This window comes from Terriglobus aquaticus, assembly GCF_025685415.1.
Lineage (GTDB): Bacteria > Acidobacteriota > Terriglobia > Terriglobales > Acidobacteriaceae > Terriglobus > Terriglobus aquaticus.
In genome coordinates this window covers 3735784-3751345 of the sequence record NZ_JAGSYB010000001.1, presented here as the reverse complement: position 1 = coordinate 3751345, position 15562 = coordinate 3735784, and the positions used below count along the sequence as shown (strand labels likewise).

12 protein-coding genes are annotated in these 15562 nt (G+C 62.9%); 3 read left to right on the top strand and 9 right to left on the bottom strand.

What is annotated here, in order from left to right:
• Positions 1-2 precede the first annotated feature (2 nt).
• Complete coding sequence (locus tag OHL12_RS15460) at positions 3-1016, top strand: acyltransferase family protein (RefSeq protein WP_263414713.1); 1014 nt, start codon at positions 3-5, stop codon at positions 1014-1016.
• The gene (locus tag OHL12_RS15455) at positions 1013-2173 is read left to right on the top strand and encodes an acyltransferase family protein (RefSeq protein WP_263414712.1); all 1161 of its coding nucleotides are present in this window, start codon (positions 1013-1015) and stop codon (positions 2171-2173) included. The genes OHL12_RS15460 and OHL12_RS15455 overlap by 4 nt, the downstream gene beginning before the upstream one ends.
• Before the next feature lie 7 nt (positions 2174-2180).
• Here the strand turns inward: OHL12_RS15455 and OHL12_RS15450 are convergent, their stop codons facing one another.
• The 8 genes from OHL12_RS15450 to purD form a co-directional block, all read right to left on the bottom strand.
• A complete protein-coding gene (locus OHL12_RS15450) occupies positions 2181-3092 on the bottom strand; it encodes an acyl-CoA dehydrogenase family protein (RefSeq protein ID WP_263414711.1) in 912 nt (303 codons plus the stop codon).
• A gap of 35 nt (positions 3093-3127) precedes the next feature.
• Positions 3128-3820 (bottom strand): glycosyltransferase, encoded by a 693-nt coding sequence (locus OHL12_RS15445; protein WP_263414710.1) that lies wholly within the window; start codon positions 3818-3820, stop codon positions 3128-3130.
• 48 nt (positions 3821-3868) lie between these two features.
• Positions 3869-4453: a nodulation S family protein gene (locus tag OHL12_RS15440; RefSeq protein WP_263414709.1), complete on the bottom strand. Its 585-nt coding sequence runs from the start codon at positions 4451-4453 to the stop codon at positions 3869-3871.
• Complete coding sequence (locus OHL12_RS15435; protein WP_263414708.1) at positions 4450-5139, bottom strand: PIG-L deacetylase family protein; 690 nt, start codon at positions 5137-5139, stop codon at positions 4450-4452. Before OHL12_RS15435 ends, OHL12_RS15440 begins: the two co-directional genes overlap by 4 nt.
• A 9-nt stretch (positions 5140-5148) precedes the next feature.
• Positions 5149-5877, bottom strand: a complete 729-nt coding sequence (locus OHL12_RS15430; protein ID WP_263414707.1) for a hypothetical protein — start codon at positions 5875-5877, stop codon at positions 5149-5151.
• 70 nt (positions 5878-5947) lie between these two features.
• A complete protein-coding gene (locus tag OHL12_RS15425) occupies positions 5948-7198 on the bottom strand; it encodes a hypothetical protein (protein WP_263414706.1) in 1251 nt (416 codons plus the stop codon).
• 2 nt (positions 7199-7200) lie between these two features.
• Positions 7201-10446, bottom strand: a complete 3246-nt coding sequence (treS, locus tag OHL12_RS15420) for a maltose alpha-D-glucosyltransferase (RefSeq protein WP_263414705.1) — start codon at positions 10444-10446, stop codon at positions 7201-7203.
• A 110-nt stretch (positions 10447-10556) separates the two neighbouring features.
• Positions 10557-11810 carry a phosphoribosylamine--glycine ligase gene (purD, locus tag OHL12_RS15415; protein ID WP_263414704.1) on the bottom strand — a complete coding sequence of 418 codons (1254 nt, stop codon included), beginning with the start codon at positions 11808-11810 and terminating at the stop codon, positions 10557-10559.
• A gap of 144 nt (positions 11811-11954) precedes the next feature.
• On the opposite strand from purD, the gene OHL12_RS15410 reads away from it, so the two are divergent.
• Positions 11955-13271, top strand: coding sequence for an Nramp family divalent metal transporter (locus OHL12_RS15410; protein WP_263414703.1), 1317 nt, complete (start codon positions 11955-11957; stop codon positions 13269-13271).
• A gap of 68 nt (positions 13272-13339) precedes the next feature.
• On the opposite strand, the gene OHL12_RS15405 is transcribed toward OHL12_RS15410, so the two are convergent.
• Positions 13340-15394, bottom strand: coding sequence for a YXWGXW repeat-containing protein (locus tag OHL12_RS15405; RefSeq protein WP_263415147.1), 2055 nt, complete (start codon positions 15392-15394; stop codon positions 13340-13342).
• Positions 15395-15562: the final 168 nt, after the last annotated feature.

Sequence of the window (15562 nt, the reverse complement as noted above, 5' to 3'; positions counted from 1 at the left end):
GTATGCAGCCTGTTACAGCCGGCGAGCCGGCGGCGCGCTCGGAGTTGATCGACGCGGCGCGCGGACTGGCCATCATCCTGGTCGTGATCGGCCATACCAGTCAGGGGATGACGAGCCGCGGCTTGTGGCAGGGATCCAGCCTGGATGTACGGATCTATGAGTGGATGTACAGCTTTCACATGCCGGCGTTTTTCTTCCTGGCTGGACTGTTTGCCACCGGCAGTCTGCGCAAACGCGGACTGCCTCGATTTCTGCGGGACCGTGTTTCGACCCTGCTATGGCCTTATTTCTTGTTTGAGCTGCTGAACCTGGTGATCTTCCGCGTGGGCGCACACGTCACCCACAAACTTCAGCCTGCGTGGACCGCGGTCGCCTGGACGTTTTTCACCGCGGCGGGTGCGTGGTTCTTGCCCACGCTGTTCTTCGCGCTTGCTGTGTTCGCGATCGTGATCAGTCTGCCCGTCTCTGTGCCCATGATCCTGCTATTAGCCATTTCGCTAGTAGTGCGCAAGTACTGCCTGGCAATCCCGATCAACTTCGTCGCTGCGGGGCTTTTCTTCCTGCCCATGGTCATCCTGGGCGCGATCGTTGGAGGAAGAGTGCAGCAGGTCGTGCGCATACCGCGGGTCATTTCTTCGGTGCTGGCGGCGAGCATCGCCTGGCTGATCTGGCACGGCACAGCCCGTCATTGGGAGTGGAACTACTTCGGCTCGCTGCTGCTGGCGCTGGCGGGTACAGGCATGCTGCTGCTCGCCGCCCGCGTCGTCGACGGAACCGATGGCGGACACTGGCTCGCCTGGTGTGGCCAGGCCTCCATTGGCATTTTTCTGCTGGCGCCGTACGCCCAGGTAGCGGTGCGCACCCTGCTGTTGCACGTGCACCTGACAGGCAAGACGGTGCAGTTGCTGCTTCCTTCGCTGGCCGCAGTGCTGTTTGGAGGTTGGGTCTATCACCACCGCGACGATCTGCATGCACGCTTTCTATTCGTCTTCCCAAGGTGGTCCCTGAGCCGATGAGGTCGCAACCTCCCTCCCACGATCTGCCGGTACACCAACCCTTGCGCAAGCAGGTGGTGGGCATCGACGCGCTCCGCCTCCTAGCGGCCTTGCTGGTGATGGGATCACACCTGATCGTGTCTTCGTGGCTGCGCAGCCGCAATGGCGGTGTGATGCCGACCACGGCATTCATGCCACTGCGTCCCGTGTTCTGCTACGGGTGGATCGGCGTTGAGATCTTCTTTGTGATCTCGGGCTTCGTGATTGCGTACTCGGCGCAGAGTGTCTCAGCGGCGAAGTTTGCGAAGTATCGCTTCTTTCGGTTGTGGCCCATGTGCGTTCTGTGTGCCCTGGTCGCCGCTGGCGCGGCACTGTGGATGCATGCGTTGACCTTGCCGGCAGTGTTCCGCGACGTGCTGGAAACGATCGTGTTTACGCCGGGCAGCCACGTGACCGAGTACATCGACGATCCGTTCTGGACCCTGCCGGTTGAGGTCGCGTTCTATCTGCTTGTGTTCCTCCTGATCGCAAGCAGGCGGTTGCGCTGGCTACCTCGCGCGATGACGGTGGTTGGCACCGTTAGCTTTGTGTACTGGTCGTTTGTCACGGCAGATCCCTTCTGGTCGGGACGCATTTGGACGATCGTTCACAAGTCGCTGCAGCATCTCTCGTTTTACCCAAGCCTGCTGATTCTGCATGGATGCTTCTTCGCAACAGGCGTGCTGGTGTGGGATGCCATGCTGCGGCCGGGGTACCGGGCCGGCTGGAAGCACGCCCTCGCGCTGACGATCAGCGTTGCCGGTTGCCTGATGGAAATCTGGTATCACGCAACGATCGCTCAGCCCTACCTGGAGATGTGGTTTCCGCAGTGGGGCGCCGAAGCTATCTGGATTGGCACCGTGGGAATGATCTGGGCTTCCGTGCGATACAACGGGGCCCTGCAGCATCGACTCGGCAAGCGCGGTGTAAGCGCGTTGCGTGCCATGGGCCTGGTCACCTACCCGCTATACCTGCTGCACAATCGTCTCGGCTACTCCATCACCATGAAGCTGCATCCAGCGTTGGGATGGTACGGCGCTTTCGCGTGCGCGGTGCTCACGATCTTTGCCCTGGCCACGCTGCTTGCGCTGTGGATCGATCCGAAGATCCAGAGTGTGTTGAAGCGACGCTTCAGCTGAACCGGGACTACGCTCGAGCGGCTTGCAACTCCGCCTCGGCACGGCCCAGTGCTTCCAGGTCGCGCTCGCCATGGCATTGCCGTAGGAACAGATTCAGCTCCGCGCACCGCCGGCTCATCGCGGGGTCCATGGCAAGCGGGTGTGGACCGTATGCGCGGCTGAATCGCTGCAACGTGTCGTCGGCAAGCTGCTCCACCATGTGGCGCAAACGCAGAGCTCGCACGTGTGCTGCTCCGCGGTCGCCGGGTGCTTGGTCGATCTCAACACCGGCCTGCGTCAGGAGCGTGCGCATCGTCCAGACGTTAGCCTCCATGGCCGCACGATGTGCGACCGTGTGTGCGTCGTTTCGCTTGCTTTGCCGCGCAAAGTGAAGCAGGCCCGCTGCTCCGCCCGCCCAGCACGCTGCGGGACCGCAGGCACCGTGCCAGAAGCCGGGCCGATCGAGATAGAAGCCGGCAGCCCCAACGACACGCTCCACAGAAGTCTGCTGAAACCGCACCGCTCCCGTGCATGTCAGGCGGAAGGCTTCGGTGCTCCATTGGGACAGATCCCAATCGACTGTTCCGCGCGCGCGACGCAGGTCCACTTCCACCAGCAGCGGCTCTGGATGCGCTACGGTGACCAGCGCTCGATCGACCAGCGTGGCTCCGCTACAGAACGGCTTTCCACCGGTGATGCAATCCGCTGAGCCGATCCCGCGCAGCAGTTCGAGGCCTTGGCCGGGCACCTCGCTGGCCCACACCGCGTAAATGGCTCCGTCTTCCGGAGACAAGCGGGCTTCGTCGAGGATGGCCTGGGCATCGAAATGAGCCTCGGCGATCTTGGCCAGACTCAGGTCCTCTTCGCCGATGTCAAAGAGAACCGCGTGACGCTGCGGCGTTTCGCCACCGCCGAGGTGCGGCAGGCTACGATCGCACACGGCTCGCACGCGTTCCAGGAACGCCGCTTGCGACGTCACGCGGCGCAGCCGTTATGTGCTGCCAGGGCATCGGCGAAGCCGTGCGGCGCGCGGCCTACGCGTCGCCCGCTGGTGATCACCTGCAGAGCGGCATCGCTCACGCGCGCATGACCGCTACCGTGCAACCGGCCCCACAAATCGTGGTCTTCGGCAGTGGCAATGGCCGCCCAGCCGCCGGCCCGCAAGTAGGCATCCGCCCGGACGCCGAGGTTGGCTCCGTGAACATGCGGATGAGTTCCGTCTGCGTTGACGCAATACGTGTCACGAAAGCGAAGCGCAACATGTGCCCGGTGTTCCGAGAAGTCATGCACGTCGACAATGCCTGCGACCGCGTCGGCGCCGTCACGGGCAAGGCGCAGTTGATCGGTTAGCCAGGTAGGCGGCACCTCGCAGTCCGCGTCCGTGTTGGCGAACCAACATCCTGCCGCCAGACCGCTAAAGCGCTGCAGTGCAACGCGTGCGGCCAATGCGCGCGCCATGCCAACCACACCCGCGCTGGTGCAGACGACTGCACCCGAATGTCCAAGGATCTCTTCGGCAATCTCGCGCGTTCGGTCGCTGGAGCGATCGGAGACCACGACCACATCGCTTGTGAAATCGGACGGCAGCGACGTGCGTGCGATCTGAACAGATCGCAGACAGCGCGGAAGTAACTGTTCCTCATTGCGCGCTGGAATCAGGACTGCCACGTGACGCAAGTCTGCACAGCCTTGAGCAGGCTTACCGTTTCGACTCATTCAACTGCGCTCCAACCGATCTAAGCGAAACGCCGGATGGCGCTCCTCGTGCTGTAGATGCAAGTTGGGGTGCGCTCGCAGAGTGGCGTGGACCTCGTCTCCGGACAAACGGTGATCCTGTGAAACACCAAGCCAGTGTGCTGCGATGAGAGTGGAACCGGGCGCCGAAGTCGAGACGATGGAGTCGACATACTCACTCCATTGCTCGGCCGTGAAGTAGTATCCGATCTCGCTGAGCACGATCAGGTCGAAGCCGAGAAGCGGCAAACGTTCCGGCAAGCTCATCACCTGGAAATGCGCTCGCGGATCGGGATTACGCTGACGCGCGGTTGCGATCGCGGAAGCAGCAAAGTCGATCGCTTCCACCTGATCACAGACGGTCAGCAGCTTGGCTGTGAGAGCTCCCACGGAACACCCGGGCTCGAACGCCTTGTGATAGCGCCTGCCTGCCAGGGCAGCGATGATGGCGTCGTAGCGCGCCTGCTCATACTGGCTCTTTTCGAAGTTCCAGGGATCGGCGGTCTTCCTGTACTTCTGCTCAAAAAAACTCGCGCTGGAGGGGTCGAGCTTTTTGCGGAAGATCATGCGGGTAAAAATACCTCAAACGATCTCCAGGCAGGCTCCAGCAGGTTCTCAGGCAAGATGGGCTCTCCGCTGCTGTGTTGCAGTTGCGAGACATGGAAAGCGAGTGCTTCGCGCTTGGCCTGCTGTTCCGCAGCGCTCAGCAGGAGCTTTCGCAGCGGAAGTCCGTGCAGTAGATCGGGCCGGCCGCGGTGCCACGTCCAAAAGAAGTACCAAGTGAGCGGGATGCCAAGCCGGTTCGCCAAGGCCAGGGCAACACGGCCTGTGACTTCGTGGTCCGGGTGGAAGTCATGCGGCCATGGCGCCACGATGTGGCGGGCATCCCGGAGGAGTGGCTCCATCGCTAGTGCCAACTCCGTCTCAAGGGCAGACAAGCCGCTATCGCAGAGGCGGAGACGGTGGATCGAGTTCGCCTCGACACCGAGCCGCTCAAGCGCCTGCTGCTGCTCCACTTCCCTGATGGGGCCAAGCCCGGTCTCGCCCTCATACGCGTGTTCGCCGTCCGTCGCGGCAATGACGCGGACGTCTGTTTCCCGCTCGCGCAGGTGGGCGATCAGGCCCCCGGCGGCCAGAGTTTCGTCGTCCGGGTGGGGCGCGACGACCACAGTGGGCACAAGCGGCGGCTGCCAGGAGGGCACTGCAGAAAGGGCTGCCTGCCACTCGGGCTCTAAGGTGATTGGAACGATCACACCCATCCGCTAGAAGTGGCGGATGGTGCGTGCGGGATCGGCCGAGGTGCGTGCCGCGGTGTCGATGGGCGTGGAGCGGTCGGCGCTCCGTTCAATGGATCGCGCAACGACTTCGCGAGAGCCAAGACCCACGGCAAGCGCAAGCGTCAGCACCATGCCCCCGAAGAGGATGCCGAAGCCAAGGTCCACGATGGTTCCACCAATGCCGATGTGATCCAGCACCATGGCGCCGGTAAAGACCAGCACCAGGTACTTCGCCCCCAGGGAAAGCAGGCGGGCATACTGCAGCTTGGCGTTGGACGCGTTGATCAGGATGGAACGCGACAGGTACCGCGCGACGATGATGCCGGCGACCGCGATGAGGAACGCTCCAACACCATGCGCCAGGTAGGGCAGGAAGAAGGGTGTGAGATTGTAGGTGGACGAAGCGGCGTCAAAGGCGGAGATACCAACGACGACGCCCAGGAGCGTGCAGGCCCAGAACACGATGCGACCGACCAGCAGCGTGGGCGAGTGCGAGGGCGACCAGTCCGAGACGCCGACTGTACCACGGTCCGCGCGCTCGTCGAATTTGACGCGGCCAAGCAGGCGCCGCACAAGCCAACTGAGCCCCGCGCCGATCAGGGCAAACAGAGCAATCGCGATCAGAAGTGCGAGCGCGGCGGGCAGGAAGTTCGCCAGCTTTACAAGCACGCTCTGTGTAGACCCGACGAGTGCGTCTTTCATCTGGGAAAGCATTGTTTGTCTCCTCGCCACCATGTGGCGGTTAGCGGATGGGCTTCAGATCAGTTCCGGCGCGCTCGACAACTTACGGGTTGAACCGGTCGGGCCAGCGCCAGCGAGATACCAGGTATGGCTTGTCCGCCTCAAAGGCGCGGGCCAAAGCTTCTACGTGCGCATCGCCCCGGCTTTGCGCCAGGTGCGAAGCCACCCACGCCAGATAGAGCGGGGCAAAGGCGCCCATCAGGTGGTTGCGAGCGATAGTTCTGAGCCGATGCGCCAGCACAAAGTCGTACACAATGCGGACCCAGGTGCTGTCCGGTAGCTGGAAGGACTCCACCGGCGCGGCAGACAGGCGCTTCAGCGCGACCAGAGTGTTGGGCGGCAGCACGAGCGACCAGATCTCATGCAGATTGCTGTAGCCCACGCGGAAGCTTTCCACCAGAGACTGGATTTCTTCCGCGGAAGGCGAGTCGGCCAACGCTGGTGCGGTGGACAGGCCGCCATCGGCCCGAAGCACCGGAGTCGCCGGCCGCGTGCGCTGCCAGAAGGTGGCCTTTGCCTCTACATCCGCAAACATGGAACCGGCGACGCGGATGAGAATGGTACCGAGATCCTGGTCGACTTGGGGAAGCGCCCTCGGTCCGGCAGCGATCTCAGCAAGCGTATAGCCCGCCACGGCCGCCTCGCCCACTGGCCACAGAACGGCGTCCGGCTGAGCGTTGGAGGTGAACCGCTGCGCTGCGGCGGCCATGCGTTCCGCCATGCGAGCGGAGCAGGCAAAGTCGAGCGCCAGCGGGAACCGCAGATCTGCGTTGAATACCGCGCGTGAGAGCGGCGATAGCACCGCCGCATTGAGCAAGCCCTGGTTGGTGGGCAGGTTGTAACGCGGCACCGCCAAGTCGGCGCCACCGCTGCTCACGGCATCCAGCAGCGATGCGGCCGCTTGGGCATCCAGGCTTTGCGCTTCGCCGCCCAGAATCAGGCAGCAACGAGCTCCGTGTGCACGCACCAGTTCATACGCACTAAGCCAGGCGTTTGCGGTCTGCACCACGGAGTCGGCGGCACCCGCATTCGCCACAAACGGCTGCAGTAGAAACCCGTCCTGCTGCTCGGAGGTCGCACCGCTGTGGGTCACGGGATACCCGACCAGCACCTCACGCTGGGTGGCCCCGACCACCGTGCGTAGCCAGGGCAGCAGCGCCGCGATCTGTTCCGGCGCTGCGTCCAGGTAGGACGTCCCCAGAGCGATCACAAACGGCACCTCTGTGTTGCTGCCCGAGACGTGTGCCTGGTCGTGCGATTCCTGCTCTGCGGTGATTGTTTGCTCCAGTGCCATGGCTACCTTTCGCGTTGCTCCAGCAGCTCCAGAATGCCCTGCAAGGGAATGCTGATCCAATCAGGCCGGTTGTTCAATTCATACATGAGTTCGTAGAGCGACTTCTCCAGCAGAAACGCGCGCAGTAACTGCGGCGCAACAGCCGCGCTGCCCGTGTGATCGGACCCCTGCGGATACGCTTCGCGATATCCCGCCAGGAACGCGGCCGAGGCGTCCTGCTCCCATCTGCGGCGCTGCTCCTCGCGCTCGGTGTCAACGCCGAAACCAGCCACACCCGCGTAAGAGAACGAGCGCAGCATTCCAGCGACATCGCGCAACGGCGACTGCTTGGCCCGACGCTCTTCGAGCGACCGGGCTGGCTCACCCTCGAAGTCGAGCAGAACGAAGTCGCTTTCCGTACGCAAAACCTGGCCCAGGTGGTAATCACCATGAATGCGGGTGCGCATGCCAGCTTCCTGCGGGTTCAGCGTGCGAAGCTGCGCTGCCACGGCGTGCAAATCGTTCCGATGTGCGATCAGCGTAGCTGCGGGCGTGAGCAGGTCTTCGCTCAACGTCGTCATGCGCGACCGCACGGCCTGCAGAGCCGCAGCGATCTGCGCCTCCAGTCGTTCCGCATCGGCTGCCAGGGCCTCTGCCGTTGTGGCTTCCGCGGCAAACGCTGCGTTGTTTGTGGGCGTTGCCAAAGCCAGGTGCATTTCCGCAGTGCGACGGCCCAGCAGACGTGCCGCGTCGTTGTAGGTGGCGCTGCCATCCTTGATCTGGTCCAGCGTCCAGTACCAGCCATCGCCGTTGTTCTTGACTAGGCCCTGCAGCAGGCCGACCGTGGTTGGCTGGCCGGCAACGCCATCGGTGTCGGCCGGCGTGTACACCAGTTCGCCGGCGAAGGGCGCGATGTGTTCGTAGTGCGCGACTTCGGTCAGGAATCGGCCGATCTCTGCGTCCGGATTTTCCCCTGGCTGCAGACGGCGGAACAGCTTCAGAATGAGCCGGTCGCCAAAGAACATGCTGCTGTTGCTCTGTTCGGCCGAGCTCTTGCGCGATTCCAGCAAGCCGTCGCCCCGCAGCCGCGAGAAGGCAGAACTGGCAAGGCCCTGCAGCGTGCCGCCGTGCGCCGTCTGCTGCTGCACACCGGCGCCAATCGCCTGCAGGAAGTAATCGCGCACTTCCGGCAGGATCAGGCCGTCCAGAAGAACGCCCGAGTAGTCCGGGTTGTAGAGCTTTGCGACCACAGAGGCTTCCGGATAGCTGACATCTCCCGCCACGCGGCGCACCGCTAGCGGAAGCGTGTACTGGTCGTGCGGTCCGCCGTCGCTGTATTGCACCTCCAGCAGCAGCAGCGCCGCGTCGGTGGAATCCAGTCGAATGGAGTCCAGAATGCACACGTTGCGGATCTGGCGCGACTTGGCTCCGAACCACCGCTGGCCGCAGATATACCGCGGCAGGAATGACTCCTGCAGCAGTTGGGCGCCGGCACCGGTCAGCACGCTTTCGATGTCGTTGGCGGGCAAGGTTACTTCCTTTGCAATCTGCTCGGGCGTGCCGCCCTCTTCTTCGACCGTCCGGGCCGGCTGCAGTTCCAGCCAGATGAACCCATAGGGCGCCAGGGTGAGAGCGTACGGCGTGGAGTCGATCTTGGGAAATGGGACGTAGCCCAGCATTTCGACTGGCACCATTCCGGCAAAGCGCGAAAGGTCCAGCGTGACGGGCTGCGCAAAGCGGGACAGGTTGGCGACGCACACTACGTGCTCGCCTTCGTACTCGCGAAGATAGGCGAGCACCTTGCGATTTTCCGGCTTCAGGAACTCCTGCGTGCCACGACCGAACACCTGGAACAGCTTGCGCAGCGCGATCATGTTGCGCGTCCAGTGCAGCAACGAGCTGGTGTCGCTCTCCTGCGCTTCGACGTTGATCGCCTCATAGCCCCAGATCGGATCCATGATCACGGGCGAATACAGCATGGCCGGAACGGCGCGACTGAAGCCGGCGTTGCGATCGCTGTTCCACTGCATGGGTGTACGAACGCCGTTGCGGTCGCCCAGGTAGATGTTGTCGCCCATACCGATCTCGTCACCGTAGTAGAGGATCGGTGTGCCCGGGAACGACAGCAGTAGCGAGTTCAGCAGCTCGATGCGCCGCCGGTTGTTGTCGAGCAGCGGAGCCAGGCGGCGGCGGATGCCGACGTTGATGCGCATGCGCGGGTCGGCCGAGTAGGCCAACCACATGTAGTCACGCTCGTCGTCCGTGACCATCTCGAGCGTCAGCTCGTCATGGTTCCGCAGGAAAAGGCCCCACTGACAGTTCGCCGGGATCTCCGGCGTACGCGCCATGATTTCCGTGATCGGCAGGCGATCTTCCTGCCGCAGTGCCATGTAGATGCGCGGCATCAACGGAAAGTGGAACGCCATCTGGCACTCGTCGCCGTCGCCGAAATAGGGACGCACGTCGTCTGGCCACATGTTTGCCTCGGCCAGCACCATGCGATTTTCGTACTCCGCGTCAATAGCCGCGCGGATCTGCTTGATAACCACGTGCGTTTCGGGCACGTTCTCGCAACTGGTACCGTCGCGCTCCACCAGGTACGGAATCGCGTCGAGGCGCAGACCATCCACGCCCATGTCCATCCAGAAGCGCATGGCATTCAGCACTTCTTCCATCACGCGCGGGTTGTCGAAGTTCAAATCGGGCTGGTGCGAAAAGAAGCGATGCCAGTAGTACTGTCCCGCAACCGGATCCCAGGTCCAATTGGACTTCTCGGTATCCGTAAAGATGATGCGAACGCCGGAGTACAGCTTGTCCGTGTCGGACCAGACATACATCTCGCGCTCGGGCGAGCCTTTGGGCGAGTTGCGTGCCGCCTGGAACCACGGGTGCTGATCGCTGGTGTGATTGATGACCAGCTCGATCATCACCTGCATACCGCGGGCGTGAGCCTGATCGAGGAACTGCTGAAAATCGTCGATGGTCCCGTAATTGGGGTTCACCGACATGTAATCGCTGATGTCGTATCCGTCATCGCGCTGCGGCGACGGAAAGAACGGCAACACCCAGATGCACGTCACACCGAGGCTTTGCAGGTAGTCCAGCTTCTGGATGATGCCCTGGAAGTCGCCGTAGCCGTCGCCGTTCGAGTCGTTGAACGCCTTGACGTGCAGCTCATAGATGATCGCGTCCTTGTACCAGAGCGGATCCGTCGCGGAACCCGGCTTGCGACGCTTCGGAATGGGACGTGTGATCTCTGCAGTGCTCAAACGTACGCTCCCCGCCTTGCGCCGGAGGAGCCGGGGCAACGGTGTCCTTGGACAGATGACGAATCGAGCGCACAGTGTTGCTCCCGCGCCTCAGACCGCTGCTTCTGCCGCTATCCGTTGGACAGGGCGCGATGCCCGATGTCACGCCGAAACTGCATACCTTTGAAATGAATCTGGTTGATCACCCCGTAGGCGCCGGATAGCGCATCCCGCAGAGACGCAGCGGCAGCGGTGACGGCCAGCACGCGGCCACCAGCGGTCACCACGCCCTCGGGAGTCGCCGTGGTACCTGCATGAAAAATGACAGCATCGTCCGGCAGGGCGAGATCGAGCCCGTGGATCAGGTCGCCCTTGCGCGGGCTGGCGGGATACCCTGCGCTGGCCGCGATGACGCACGCGCTGGCACCCGGGCGCATGCGAATGTGCAGCCGGTCGGCAGTGCCGTCAATCGACGCGTCGATCAGATCGAGCACGTCGGTTTCCATGCGCAGCAGAATGGCTTCCGTCTCTGGGTCGCCCCAGCGCGTGTTGAACTCGAGCACCATCGGTCCGCGCTCGGTCAGCATCATGCCGCAAAAGAGGATTCCGCGAAACGGCGTGCCCTCCGCGCGCATGCCGTCCACGGCGCGCTGCGCTACCTCGCGCAGCAGGTCGTCCCTGAGGGCGTTCGGCAGCAGATCGTCCGTGGAGTACGCGCCCATGCCGCCGGTGTTTGGCCCCTGATCGCCTTCCAGCAATCGCTTGTGGTCCTGCGCGGCGGCAATCGGAACGGCGGTGGTTCCGTCGCACAGAGCAAAGAACGATAGCTCCTCGCCTTCGAGGAACTCTTCCAGCACCAGCGTTCCGCCCAGAGTGAGTAGATCGACCGCGGCGGCTTCGGCTTCGGCATGGTCCGCAGCGATCACGACGCCTTTGCCCGCGGCCAGGCCGTCGGCCTTCACGACGATGGGCGCGGTGAAGTCCGGCAGCGCATCGCGAACCTCAAGGAGCGATTGACACACGGTGTATCGCGCGGTCGCGATGCGGTGACGCTGCATAAACTGCTTCGCAAAGCTTTTCGAGCCTTCCAGACGGGCGGCGGCCTGCGTGGGTCCGAAGACACGCACGCCTTCCGCGTTCAGCGCGTCCACAATGCCGACACCGAGCGGGATTTCCGGGCCTACAACGACCAGTTCCGGAGCCACCTCGTGCACCACGCGCAACATGTCGAGCAGGCTGGTCTGCTCCACGGTAAGGCAGGTGGCGATCTCCGCGATACCCGCATTGCCCGGAGCGCAAAACAGTTCAGACACCCGCGCCGACTTGCGCAACGACCAGCACAACGCGTGTTCACGACCGCCGCCGCCAATGACCAGGACCCGCATGGGCCAAGGCTAGCATTTCAGCCCGGCGAACCTGCTGAAACCAGGCGCACAGCCCGGCCAACGTTCGCGAGGGGCAATGTCGATCGACCCAGCGCCCGTGCCCTTCCGGACGCGATTTAGGCTTGCCTAATTTAGACTTGCGTTATGAGCAGGACCGACCATCTAGTTCCGCCCACGCGGCGTTCGCGCCTGCGAGAGCTTTGGACCTACTTCGGCCCTGCGTTTGTTGCCAGCGTGGCGTACATCGATCCCGGCAACTTCGGCGCCAACATCGTCGGCGGTGCCCAACACGGCTATACGCTGCTGTGGGTTCTGCTGTGGTCCAACCTGATGGCGATCCTGGTGCAGTACCTTTCGGCCAAGCTGGGCATCGCAACCGGCCTGAGTCTGCCTGCCAACTGCCGGGCGCACTTCTCTCGCCCAGTTGTGCTTCTGCTGTGGATTGCGGCAGAGATCAGCGCGGTCGCCACCGACCTTGCCGAGTTCCTGGGAGCAGCGCTGGGAGCCTACCTGCTATGCGGTCCGCTGCTGCTTGCGCATGGCATCGGGCGCACCGCAGTCATGCTGGTGGCAGCCCTGCTCACCACGGTTGCTGTTTTTGTTCTGCTGGCGTTGAACCAGCGCGGCTTTCGCCACTTTGAAGGCGTGATCATCGGCTTTGTTTCGCTGATCGGTATTTGCTACGGCGTCGAGATCTTCCTCGTCCATCCGAATTGGCACCTTGCCCTGCACGACACCCTGGTTCCGCAACTGCACCGCAACACCGTGTACCTGGCGGTGACCATGCTGGGAGCAACGGTGATGCCGCACGTGATCTACCTGCACTCCGCCCTAATGCAGCCACGCATGCAGGCCTTTGTGGATCGCAGCATCAGCGCCAATCCAGCGCGCCTTGCCAGCTTCCGCCACCGCTATCTGCGGTTTGAAACCATCGACATCCTGGTCGCCATGAACGGCGCTTGGTTCATCAACGGAGCCATGTTGATGCTGGCTGCCGCTGCGTTTCTGCACCGGCCCGGCCTGAACCCGGACACGATCCTGGAGGACGCACACGCCACACTCGGTCCCCTGCTGGGCGGGCTTGCCGCCCTGGCCTTCGCAGTGGCGCTACTGTGCAGCGGCCTGTCATCTTCGACCATCGGCGTGCTGGCAGGCCAGGTAATCATCGAGGGCTTCCTCGAAGTGAAGTTCCCGGTCTACCTGCGCCGCGCGATCACCGTGGTGCCGGCCGTGGTGGTGATTGCACTGGGACTGTCCCCGGTGAAAATTCTTCTGCTGTCGCAGGCTGTGCTTTCGTTCGGTATTCCGTTTGCGCTGGTGCCGCTGCTTCTGCTTACCGGCAGGTTTGGCGTGATGAAGGAGTTCGTAAACCGGCGCAGCACGGCGGTTGCCGGGTGGACCGTGGCCGGGCTCATCATCGCGCTGAACGTACTGTTGCTGTGGCAAACGTTCGCCGGTTAGCGGGGGCCCGGGCAAAGAAAAGGCGCAGAGCCTAAGCTCTGCCCCTTTTGTGAAGCGACCCAGCTTAGTTACCGGCCGTGACCGCCATCATGGGGCTGCCCGTGCGGAGCGTCCATGTGTGGCGGAGGTGCGGCGTGCTGGGGCTGCGGCTGGGGTGCAGCCTGACGCTGCGGCTGGGGTGCAGTCTGGCGTTGCTGCTGGAATTGCTGCCGCTGCTGCTCCGCCTGCTGACGCTGTTGGTTCATCTGCTGCTGGCGCTGTTGGTCAGCCTGCTGACGTTGCTGGTTCATCTGCTGCTGACGCTGCTGTTCGAACTGTTGCCGCTGCTGATCGGCCTGCTGACGTTGCTGGTTTACTTGTTGCTGGCGCTGCTGATCGAACTGTGGCCGCTGCTGGTTTGCGAACTGCTGCCGTTGTTGATCCGCCTGCTGACGCTGCTGATTCATTTGTTGCTGGCGCTGCTGGTCAAATTGTTGGCGCTGCTGATCAGCCTGTTGCCGCTGCTGTTGATCGTTCGTGCGAAGCTGCTGGTTCTGCTGCTGCTGTTGAATACGCTGCTGCTGTTCATTGTTACGGAAGGCCTGGTTCTGCCCTTGCCGCTGATGCTCCGCCTGCATGCGCTGCTGCTGCTCATTTCCGCGGAACTGCTGATTTTGCTGCTGCTGTTGAATATGCTGCTGCTGTTCGTTGTTGCGGAAGGCCTGATTCTGCCCCTGCCGCTGCTGCTCCGCCTGGATGCGCTGCTGCTGCTCGTTTGCGCGGAACTGCTGGTTCTGCTGCTGTTGCTGGAACCGCTGCTGCTGTTCGTTGTTGCGGAAGGCCTGGTTCTGCCCCTGCCGTTGCTGCTCCGCCTGGATGCGCTGCTGCTGCTCGTTCGCACGGAACTGCTGGTTCTGCTGCTGTTGCTGGAACCGCTGCTGCTGTTCGTTGTTGCGGAAGGCCTGGTTCTGCCCTTGCCGCTGCTGCTCCGCCTGAATGCGCTGCTGGAACGCCTGCGGATTTGGCTGCAGGTGTTGCAGTTGCGCAGGTACGGCAACGTTATGCTGCACGATCGGGTTGCTGGCAAACAGCATGTTGGGACGGCCGTGATTCTCGGCAAAGAACTGCGACCGGTTCTGGGCTGCCTGCTGGCGCGCAAACATCTGTCCAGGTAAAGGCGCGATGCGGGCCTCGCGCACGGCAGCAAACTCTGCCGGGGCAGGACGGCGCTGCAAACCACCGGGGCCGCCGTAGTAGCTGACACGCGTGTTGTTCACGTACGTGTTGTTCACAACGGTCACTCGCCGGTTGTACACGTAATTGTTCACCACCTCGGGCCGTACATGGTTCACGTAGGTGTTGTAGTAGAAGTGGTCGCGGTTCCAGTAGCCACCCTGGTAGCCGAAGCCGATGAACCCGAAGCCGTAATTGATGCCACCGTAGTAGCCCACGTGCGGCCCCCAGTACCCGTGGTGCCAGCGGTAGCCGTTACCGTAGTGTCCCCACCATCCGGGCGTCCACAGCGCGCCGACAAACGGCGCCGAGACCCAGTTGCCCGGAACGTAGTAGTAGCCGGTGGGTGCGTAGTCCCAGTAGCCGGGCGTCCATAGGTAGTCTGGCCCGGGCGCGGGCGGCTGCTCATACACCGGCAGTTCCGGCGGAGGCTGTGGCGCCGCAGGCGTGTTCGGATCCAGCAGCTCCGCGTACAGTTGATCGTCCTGCACGGTCGCGTTTGGATCGTAAACCTGCTGGTAGCCCTGTTGATCGTAACCCTGCTGATACTGGTAGTTGCTGGACTCGTTCTGGCCGTATTGCGGGGCATAGTTCTGCCCGTCGCCATAGCCAGAGTTGGTGAACGCCTGCCCCTTTACCCGGGTTACCGGGGCCGTGCTCCGCGCGTACGTCACTGCGCCGCTGTTGGCCGGGTAGCCCGGCTGCGCACCACCTTGTGCGTAAGCTGCGTTCGCGGCGTTCGGGTCAGCCAGATTCTGCATGGAGGGGTCGTTGGCGGCATTGCCATCCACAATCGGCGCCTGCTGGCCGACCTGCCCGTTCTTGCATCCCACGGACGCCATCGCCAACGCCGTGCCAATGGCAGCGGCAGCCAGTCCTCTCGTCAGCGCAACTGCATGGATCGTGCGCATTTTCGTCACTCTGCTACCTCCCGGCACCGCAGCGGAGAGACGCCGCAAATGCCTCTGTTTATAGGGACACCTTTTGCGAAAAAGGTTGTGACCCGGCCTTGATTTTCAGCCGTCTTGCAGTCCCACGATGGTGGCATTTCGCCGGAACGCATGTGCGCTTTCGCCATG